Annotated in this window: 11 protein-coding genes and 1 tRNA gene; 8 read left to right on the forward strand and 4 right to left on the reverse strand. The window is 56.7% G+C overall.

Annotation, left to right across the window (positions count from 1 at the left end; all coding sequences use genetic code 11):
• The first annotated feature begins 78 nt into the window (after positions 1 to 78).
• The 6 genes from AACZ86_RS14800 (at position 79) to AACZ86_RS14825 (ending at position 3,781) form a co-directional block, all read left to right on the forward strand.
• On the forward strand, positions 79 to 753 hold the full coding sequence (locus AACZ86_RS14800; RefSeq protein ID WP_339693826.1) for a glutathione S-transferase family protein: 675 nt from the start codon (positions 79 to 81) through the stop codon (positions 751 to 753).
• A 25-nt stretch (positions 754 to 778) separates the two neighbouring features.
• Positions 779 to 1,162 carry a DUF1428 domain-containing protein gene (locus tag AACZ86_RS14805; RefSeq protein ID WP_339693827.1) on the forward strand — a complete coding sequence of 128 codons (384 nt, stop codon included), beginning with the start codon at positions 779 to 781 and terminating at the stop codon, positions 1,160 to 1,162.
• Between the two features lie 12 nt (positions 1,163 to 1,174).
• Positions 1,175 to 1,966 carry a VOC family protein gene (locus tag AACZ86_RS14810; protein WP_339693829.1) on the forward strand — a complete coding sequence of 264 codons (792 nt, stop codon included), beginning with the start codon at positions 1,175 to 1,177 and terminating at the stop codon, positions 1,964 to 1,966.
• A 105-nt stretch (positions 1,967 to 2,071) separates the two neighbouring features.
• The gene (locus AACZ86_RS14815) at positions 2,072 to 2,446 is read left to right on the forward strand and encodes a VOC family protein (RefSeq protein WP_339693831.1); all 375 of its coding nucleotides are present in this window, start codon (positions 2,072 to 2,074) and stop codon (positions 2,444 to 2,446) included.
• A complete protein-coding gene (locus AACZ86_RS14820) occupies positions 2,446 to 3,165 on the forward strand; it encodes a YafY family protein (protein WP_339693832.1) in 720 nt (239 codons plus the stop codon). The genes AACZ86_RS14815 and AACZ86_RS14820 overlap by 1 nt, the downstream gene beginning before the upstream one ends.
• A gap of 1 nt (position 3,166) precedes the next feature.
• Positions 3,167 to 3,781, forward strand: coding sequence for a glutathione S-transferase family protein (locus AACZ86_RS14825; RefSeq protein WP_339693833.1), 615 nt, complete (start codon positions 3,167 to 3,169; stop codon positions 3,779 to 3,781).
• Between the two features lie 71 nt (positions 3,782 to 3,852).
• Here the strand turns inward: AACZ86_RS14825 and AACZ86_RS14830 are convergent, their stop codons facing one another.
• From AACZ86_RS14830 to AACZ86_RS14845, 4 genes are all read right to left on the reverse strand, one after another.
• Positions 3,853 to 4,557 carry a hypothetical protein gene (locus tag AACZ86_RS14830; protein WP_339693835.1) on the reverse strand — a complete coding sequence of 235 codons (705 nt, stop codon included), beginning with the start codon at positions 4,555 to 4,557 and terminating at the stop codon, positions 3,853 to 3,855.
• A 149-nt stretch (positions 4,558 to 4,706) separates the two neighbouring features.
• Positions 4,707 to 5,441, reverse strand: coding sequence for a Bax inhibitor-1/YccA family protein (locus tag AACZ86_RS14835; protein ID WP_339693838.1), 735 nt, complete (start codon positions 5,439 to 5,441; stop codon positions 4,707 to 4,709).
• A 328-nt stretch (positions 5,442 to 5,769) separates the two neighbouring features.
• Positions 5,770 to 6,234, reverse strand: coding sequence for a low molecular weight protein-tyrosine-phosphatase (locus tag AACZ86_RS14840; protein ID WP_339693841.1), 465 nt, complete (start codon positions 6,232 to 6,234; stop codon positions 5,770 to 5,772).
• Between the two features lie 36 nt (positions 6,235 to 6,270).
• A complete protein-coding gene (locus AACZ86_RS14845) occupies positions 6,271 to 6,822 on the reverse strand; it encodes a superoxide dismutase family protein (RefSeq protein ID WP_339693845.1) in 552 nt (183 codons plus the stop codon).
• Positions 6,823 to 6,939: 117 nt separating this feature from the next.
• Here AACZ86_RS14845 and folK point away from each other — a divergent pair, with 117 nt between their 5' ends.
• Both folK and AACZ86_RS14855 read left to right on the forward strand, forming a co-directional pair.
• The gene (gene folK / locus AACZ86_RS14850) at positions 6,940 to 7,470 is read left to right on the forward strand and encodes a 2-amino-4-hydroxy-6-hydroxymethyldihydropteridine diphosphokinase (protein ID WP_339693848.1); all 531 of its coding nucleotides are present in this window, start codon (positions 6,940 to 6,942) and stop codon (positions 7,468 to 7,470) included.
• A 44-nt stretch (positions 7,471 to 7,514) separates the two neighbouring features.
• Positions 7,515 to 7,590: transfer RNA gene (locus AACZ86_RS14855), tRNA-Lys, on the forward strand.
• Positions 7,591 to 7,760 lie beyond the last annotated feature (170 nt).

Here is a 7,760-nt window from a genome sequence, read left to right on the forward strand (position 1 = left end):
GATGGCGGCAAGGAGCTGGCGGTCGCCAACTGCACGCCTGTCAGAAAATGATTAGCTGAAACTGAAAGGAGAATGAAAATGCTTGCCGATTCCGATTCTGATATCAAAATTTCCGCCTTCCAATGGGTACCCGATTTCGCGCAGGGCATGGTCCGCGATATCCGGATCCGCTGGGCGCTGGAGGAAATTGAACGGCCCTACGACACTAGCCTGTTCGACGCGACCCAGCCGCGCGATGCCAAATATCGCGAATGGCAACCCTTTGGTCAGGTGCCGGCCTTTGACGACGGCAATGTCCGGATGTTCGAAAGCGGAGCGATCCTGCTCTATCTCGGCGAACAGGACGAACGGCTGCTGCCAAGCAAGCTTCAGGACCGTTGGGAAGCGACGGCATGGCTGATCGCGGCGCTCAACAGCGTCGAGCCGATGTTGTCCACGATTGTCAGCTATGATATATTTCACGCCGACAAGGACTGGGCCAAGGCAGCGCGGCCGGCAGCGGTCGAACTTGCCGAGGCGCGCTTGCAAAGCGTTTCCGATGCGCTGGGCGACAAGAACTGGCTGACCGGCCGTTTCACCATCGCAGATATCATGATGGTGACGGTGCTGAGGAATGTGAAACACACGGACATGGTGGCAGGCTTCCCCACCCTTGCCGCCTATCAGCAACGCGGCGAGCAGCGTCCTGCGTTCCAGCGCGCATTGAAGGCACAGACAGAACCGTTTGCCGAATACGAGCCACAGATGGCCTGACCCGAACAAAACCAAGGAGAGAGTGATGAGCTATATTGACGGATTTGTAATCGCGGTTCCCACCGCCAACAAACAGAAATTTATCGATCATGCCAATAATGCGGACAGCATGTTCGTCGAAATGGGCGCCCTGAAAGTGGTGGAATGCTGGGGCGACGACGTGTCGGAAGGCAGCACCACCGATTTCCGCAAGGCGGTGAAGGCCAACGAGGATGAAAGCATCGTCTTTTCGTGGATCGAATGGCCGGACAAGGCGACGCGGGATGCCGGCATGGCGAAACTGGAAGCAGCAATGGAAGATCCGGACAACGCCGATCCACGGATGGATCCGGTGAAGAATCCGATGCCCTTCGATGGCAAAAGGATGATCTTTGGCGGCTTTCAGCCCGTCGTCACGTTGGGACAATAAGGAGCAGGAAATATGTCCAACAAACATGGTGATTTCATTTGGTATGAATTGCTGACCAGCGACGCCGACGACGCGCAGGATTTTTACGGGCAGCTGCTCGGATGGGATTTTGCCGATAGCGGTCAGGCCGATAAGGATTATCGAGAGATCTCGATGAAGGGCAACGGGGTCGGAGGCGTGATGCCGATGACACCGGAAATGACTGGCAATGGCGCGCAGCCATGCTGGCTGGGTTATATCACGGTCGAGGACGTTGACCGGATGGCGGAGGCAATATCCTCCGCCGGCGGCAGCGTTCATATGCAGCCGCAGGATATAGACGGTGTCGGGCGGTTCGCGCTGGTCGCCGATCCGCAAGGCGCTCCATTCTATGTGATGAAGCCGATCCCGCCGGCTGATAAACCGGACGCAACCAGCCTCGCCTTTGCGGCGACCGAGCCGACGATCGGTCATTGCGCGTGGAACGAGCTCGCCACCAGCGACACGGCGGCTGCGCTCAACTTCTATCATGATCTGTTTGGCTGGGAGAAGGATGGAGAGATGGATATGGGCCCGATGGGCACGTATAATTTTCTCCGCCATGATTTCATGATCGGCGCGATGATGGACAAGCCGGACGCAATGCCGGTTTCGGCGTGGACCTATTATTTCCGGGTCGCTGACATTGATGAGGCGGTAAAAACCATTATCGCCAAGGGCGGTCAGATCAGGCTTGAACCGGATGAAATTCCGGGCGGCGAGTTCCAGCTCAACGCGGTCGACCCGCAAGGAGCGGCCTTCGCTCTGGTCGGCGCACGAAAGTAGACAATCCGCGCAACTATCTGCACATGTCGAAACCCTCCTGACATAATGCTGTCAGGAGGGTTATGATATCCGGTGCTTGTTCAATCAACAAGGAGGAGCAAGCAAATGACCGAGACAATATATGACAGACTGGTCTGGGTGGAAATTCCCGCAACCGACCTCGACCGCGCCAAAGGCTTTTACGAAGCCGTGCTCGAGACGTCACTAATCGAGAATAATGACGGCCCGCAGACCATGCAGATGATCCCCAGCGCCAATGGCGCGATGTGCGGCCATCTCTATGCAGGCAAGCCAGCGACAGCCGGAGATGGTATCACCGCGCATCTTTCCGTCGCTGGCGAACTGGCCGGTGCGATGGACCGGATCAGGGCCAGCGGCGGCGAAGTGGTATCCGAGACCATTTCGCTCCCGTCGGGCGCGTTTTTCTACGCGAAGGATACAGAGGGCAACAGCCTCGGTATCTTCAAATATAACGACTGATGCGCAGAGCCGACCGCCTTTTCCAGATAGTCCAATATCTGCGCGGAGGCCGGCTCGTGACGGCAGCCCGTCTGGCCGAGCGTCTGGAAGTCTCCGAACGCACCATCTATCGTGATATTGCCGATCTCCAGTCCACCGGCGTGCCGATCGACGGAGAAGCCGGCATCGGCTATATCATGCGTAGCGGTTTCGACCTGCCGCCATTAATGTTCACCCGCGACGAGATTGTCGCGCTGGTTACAGGCGCGCGGATGGTCAAGGCTTGGGGCGGTACGTCGATGATGGCTGCGGCCGAAGAGGCTTTGATCAAGATCGAGGCGGTTTTGCCGGAGACCGAGCGAGGCCGCGTTGGCGACACCAAAATATTCTCGCCCTCGATAGGATTGGCAGGTCAGGCGAGAGAATTGATCGACCGTTGCGAGCAGGCCATCGATGCCCGGGAGATTGTGGCCCTGGAATATAGTGACGAGGACGGATCCACCACCAACCGAACGGTCCAGCCGCTGGGACTCTGGTTCTGGGGCAAGGTCTGGACTTTGGTGGGATGGTGCGAATTGCGCGATAATTTCCGCGCATTCCGGCTCGACCGCATCGCCAAGCTCGCGCCAACCGGTGATCGCTACAAACCGGCCGCGAACCGATCGCTCGAAGAATTTTCGCGGCAACAGAGAGAGAAATATCAAAAGCATTTGGACAATTTAAACCAGGAAGGAAAATGAGATGACCCTGAAATTCTACACCAATCCGATGTCTCGCGGCCAGACTGCCCGCTGGGCCCTGCACGAAGCGGGCGCCGACTATGAGCAGGTGCTGCTGGAATATGACACCACGATGAAGGCTCCGGACTATCTCGCTATCAATCCCATGGGCAAGGTGCCGGCGATTGATCATGACGGCAAGGTCGTGACCGAAGGGGCTGCCATCTGCGCCTATCTCGCGGACGCTTTTCCCGATGCCGGACTCGCCCCGACCGCGGACGAGCGCGCGGATTATTATCGATGGCTGTTCTTTGCCGCCGGCCCGCTCGAATCGGCTATCACCAACCGCTCAATGGGTTTCGAAGTCGAACCGGACAAAGAGAAATTGGCGGGTTACGGAAATTACGATCATGTTGTCGATGCGCTGGATCGCAAATTCCAGACCGATGATTATGTCTGCGGCAACCGCTTCACCATGGCCGATGTCTATGTCGGCGCGCAATTGGTTTGGGGTACGCAGTTCGGCACCCTGCCCAAGCGGGATTCCTTTATCGCTTACGGAGAGCGGTTGATACACCGTGATGCCTATGAATCGGCCAAAGCGGTCGATGACGCCCTGATCGCAGAAAATAGCTGATCGCCGGAACCGGACAGAAAAAAGGCCAGACGGGATGCCCGCCTGGCCTTTTTTAATCGTTTAGAGACAAGTCATTCTCCGGCGGCTGGCTCTTCATAGGCTAAAGCCGGCTGACCAGTCTCGGCAGCTGGCTGACCGTATTGGATGTTCCATTTTTCGAGGTCCCGTTCATATTCCTCGTAAGCGAGATAAAAGTCGGTGAACGGTTTTTCCAGTTCCAGCAAAGCCTGTTCCGCAAATGCGTTGAGGTCGGCAGACTTGGTTACAATGGCCCGCTGGCTGATCTGCACGGCCTGATCACAAAAGGGCCGGCGAAGCGGAGAGAAAGACCAGTAGTTATAGAGCTGCGTCTGGTGACGATCATGCTCCGTCTTGTAACCGGCACCGACATCGCGCTGGAATTTCCGGATGATCGCGTTGTTCGCGTTGCGCAGCGAGGCGCTGTTATTATTGATGAACGCATTATAGTCGTCGACCAGCCGCTCATATAGCGGACCGGTGCAGCTTAACGCCGCCACGTTCATCGCCGCCCGGACATGCCACAGGGTTTCCAGCGGGCCGAGATCACGGTTTATTGTGTCGCGCAGGCCGTCAGCACGAAGCATGGGAACCACGGACAGGTTACTCGCACCAAATGGAGGTGTCGGTGCACGCGGCGTATATTGCGGCTGTACAACGGGAGCAGGTGGTGGCGGAGGTGGCGCTGTTTGACAGGCGGCCAGAAAAGCCAATCCGCCAGCTACCAAAACAAGACGTAAATCCTTCAAACGCGGCATACTATCACTCTCCCTGAACAACAGCGATTTCTTTATGATTCGCGCTGACGCTTGTCCAGCATTAGCAGTCAAATCTCGACGAACTGCCAAACAAAAAAGCCCGACAGTTTCCTGCCGGGCTTTTTCGATATTCTGACTCGACCTGCTGTCTAATCCTGGTTGCCCATGAAGAAGAGCAGGAACTGGAACATGTTGATAAAGTCCAGATACAGGCTGAGCGCGCTGAGGACCACGGTCTTGCCGACCATATCGGTTCCGGCGACATAGGCATACATGCTCTTGATCCGCTGCGTGTCATAAGCGGTGAGGCCCGCGAAGATCAGCACGCCAATCGCGCTGATGACAAAGTTCATCATTGTCGACTGCAGGAAGATGTTGATGACCATCGCGACCAGCAAGCCGATAACGCCCATGATCAGGAAGCTGCCCATGCCGGACAGGTCTTTCTTGGTCGTGTAACCATAAAGGCTAAGGCCAAGGAAAGCGGCGGCGGTGGCAAAGAATGTCTGTGCGATCGAAGCGCCGGTATAGACCAGGAAGATCGTCGACATCGACATGCCCATGAGAGCCGCGAAGCCCCAGAACATCGCCTGTAGCGTGAAGGTGGAAAATTTATTCTGCCCGAAGCTCATCGCGAAAACGATGGCCAATGGCGACAGCATGATCACCCATTTCAACGGACCGCCGCCGAACATGATGTCCTGGGCGAGGCCGGAGCTGGCGAACAGCATTGCCACTACGCCGGTCAGCAATACGCCGCTGGCCATGTAATTATAAACTTTGAGCATATAGGTACGCAGGCCGGCGTCATACGCGACCTCCGTCTGCGGTGCCGTGCCCACAGCGGGCTGCCCGAAGGTTGTTCTTGGGTCTTGCCAAGCCATAATATGCATACTCCTCAAATTAACGAGCCGGTAAACGGGCTCTGTTGTTTACAATATCGGGTAATAGCGCATGTTTTTCAAGGGAAACCGGCGCGCTGCTCTAAAAAAACCGACGGCGTTCCGATAGATAAAATCTATCGCGTTCCCTTAACCACGCTGGCTTTGTCGATCAGGAACATTTGCCGAAGCGCAATCTCGCCCAATCGCGCCTTGCCGTTTGCTGCAGTGACCCTGAATAGCAGTTCTGAACATTGCCGGAAACCGGCTCGTCTTTCGTCGCGGCAACGGAGGGACATGAATATCCGATATCGAAGGAAATCTTTATTTCCTAGACGGTTTCAAGCCATTTCCTGAGATTCCTGGCGGCCTCGGCAACCTCTGCCCAGGTCTGGTCAAAGCCAGCCTCTTCGCCATAATATGGGTCGGCGACATCCTCGCCTGCCCTGCCCGCGAGATGGTCAGACAATAGCGAAATTTCCGCAGCTGCGCTGGCCGGTTTCATCGCTTTCAAATCGTTCAAATTCTGGTTGTCCAGCGCGATCACATGATCGAAATCGTGAAAATCCGCTGCGCATATCTGGCGCCCCCGGAGATGGCTGATATCAACGCCGTTTTTTACCGCAACCGCTTGCGCGCGCTTGTCTGGCGCATGTCCGACATGCCAGTCACCGGTGCCGGCAGAATCGATGATGATGTTCAGACCGGCGCCGGCGCATTCCTGACGGAGGGCAGCTTCGGCCAGCGGAGAACGACAGATATTACCCAGACAAACAAACAGAACCGACACACTCATAAAAATACTCTAATCTTCATTCACAAACTGGTTGGCTCAACGCCCGCCGACGAACACGCCGCAAGCTATCCGTCCGCCGCTTTCACCGGAAGGATCGGTCTTCAGATCATCCGGACCTGCGTGGACGACAAAGGCGGCGCCATCAGCATCAAGCAGGGCATTTTCTCCGTCGCGGAGCGTCGCGCCGCGAACCAGTGCTTCCAGCGCACCGGTGCCGTCGGCGCCGATATCGAGGTTGAAGAAATCGCCGGCATGCGCCCCTTGCGGATTGTCGAATCCATGTTGCTTCGAAGCAGGGTTCCAGTGGCCGCCAGCGGATTTGAAATCGGGACCTACGCATTTGCCGGTCTCGTGGATATGCACACCATGCTGGCCGGGCGACATGCCCTGCGCCTTGATATTGACCAGCAGACCGTTATCGCCCTGCGCGACAATCACTTCGCCATATTGTGCCTGGTCCGCACCGACCAATGCCGCGCGCGCAACATTGCCGCTGACTTCACCCGGGGACACACCTTCCTTACTGCATCCGGCAACCATGAGGGACAAAAGGGCCACGCTCGATAGAGCGATATGATGCTGGCGCACGAAGCTTCTCCTTGATTTCCTTGACATTGATTGCATGATAGCAGCCGATACACCCGCTTGGAACCCTTTGTTCCGTTCTCGTCCCTTCTGTATCGCACAGGATCTCGATTGCCGCATATGTTCTATCTGATCGCCCTCGGTTCGAACCAGCGCCACCAGCGCTTTGGCCTGCCGCGTGACGTTCTTGCTGCAGCGATCGAGCGGCTTGCCGCGCACGATCTGAGTATTGCCAAAATATCCACAGTAATCACCTCGCGGCCAATCGGTCCCTCCCAACGGTCCTATGCCAATGCTGTCGCACTCATTGAAACGACTCTGTATCCCCCTCACCTGCTCGACCGGCTCAAGCACATCGAAGCGGAATTCGGCCGCCGGCGGGGTCAGGCCTGGTCGCGCCGGGTGCTCGATCTCGATATCCTGCTGTGGAGCGGCGGGGCGTTTGACGGCGACGCGCCCGCCCTCACCATCCCCCATCCACTGATGCGCGAGCGCAGCTTTGTGCTTCGCCCGGCGGCGCAAATAGCGGGCGATTGGCGCGATCCCCTGACCGGCCGGACCATCGCCCAACTGGACGCCCGCAACCGCCGCCCCAAGAAACGACAGGAAAAAGCGCCAAAGCCGCTTGACCATGAAACAAAGCGTCCCTAGGGAGGCGCTTCCCGACGGCTTTGCGGACTGCACAGCCGATCGAGGGGCCCTTAGCTCAGTCGGTAGAGCAACTGACTTTTAATCAGTAGGTCGCTGGTTCGAACCCAGCAGGGCTCACCATTATTTCAATTATTTATTGAAATATCCTCGAAAATGTCTGAGCTAAAATCATGCGCGGGGCAACATCTCGGGCAACAAAAGTCAGGACGGTTGCCGAAAATTTATTTTCAGCGACAACAATTTTATTGGCCTAAGCACTGCGAAACTCAAGCTGCGCCACCAGAACGAAT

Source organism: uncultured Parasphingorhabdus sp. (assembly GCF_963975735.1).
Taxonomy (GTDB): domain Bacteria; phylum Pseudomonadota; class Alphaproteobacteria; order Sphingomonadales; family Sphingomonadaceae; genus Parasphingorhabdus.

What these genes read in the sequence shown, in the direction of transcription:
- AACZ86_RS14800 (WP_339693826.1), top strand. Translation starts at nt 79, where the DNA reads ATGCTTGCCGATTCCGATTCTGATATCAAAATTTCCGCCTTCCAATGG.
- AACZ86_RS14805 (WP_339693827.1), top strand. Translation starts at nt 779, where the DNA reads ATGAGCTATATTGACGGATTTGTAATCGCGGTTCCCACCGCCAACAAA.
- AACZ86_RS14810 (WP_339693829.1), top strand. Translation starts at nt 1,175, where the DNA reads ATGTCCAACAAACATGGTGATTTCATTTGGTATGAATTGCTGACCAGC.
- AACZ86_RS14815 (WP_339693831.1), top strand. Translation starts at nt 2,072, where the DNA reads ATGACCGAGACAATATATGACAGACTGGTCTGGGTGGAAATTCCCGCA.
- AACZ86_RS14820 (WP_339693832.1), top strand. Translation starts at nt 2,446, where the DNA reads ATGCGCAGAGCCGACCGCCTTTTCCAGATAGTCCAATATCTGCGCGGA.
- AACZ86_RS14825 (WP_339693833.1), top strand. Translation starts at nt 3,167, where the DNA reads ATGACCCTGAAATTCTACACCAATCCGATGTCTCGCGGCCAGACTGCC.
- AACZ86_RS14830 (WP_339693835.1), bottom strand. Translation starts at nt 4,557, where the DNA reads ATGCCGCGTTTGAAGGATTTACGTCTTGTTTTGGTAGCTGGCGGATTG.
- AACZ86_RS14835 (WP_339693838.1), bottom strand. Translation starts at nt 5,441, where the DNA reads ATGGCTTGGCAAGACCCAAGAACAACCTTCGGGCAGCCCGCTGTGGGC.
- AACZ86_RS14840 (WP_339693841.1), bottom strand. Translation starts at nt 6,234, where the DNA reads ATGAGTGTGTCGGTTCTGTTTGTTTGTCTGGGTAATATCTGTCGTTCT.
- folK (WP_339693848.1), top strand. Translation starts at nt 6,940, where the DNA reads ATGTTCTATCTGATCGCCCTCGGTTCGAACCAGCGCCACCAGCGCTTT.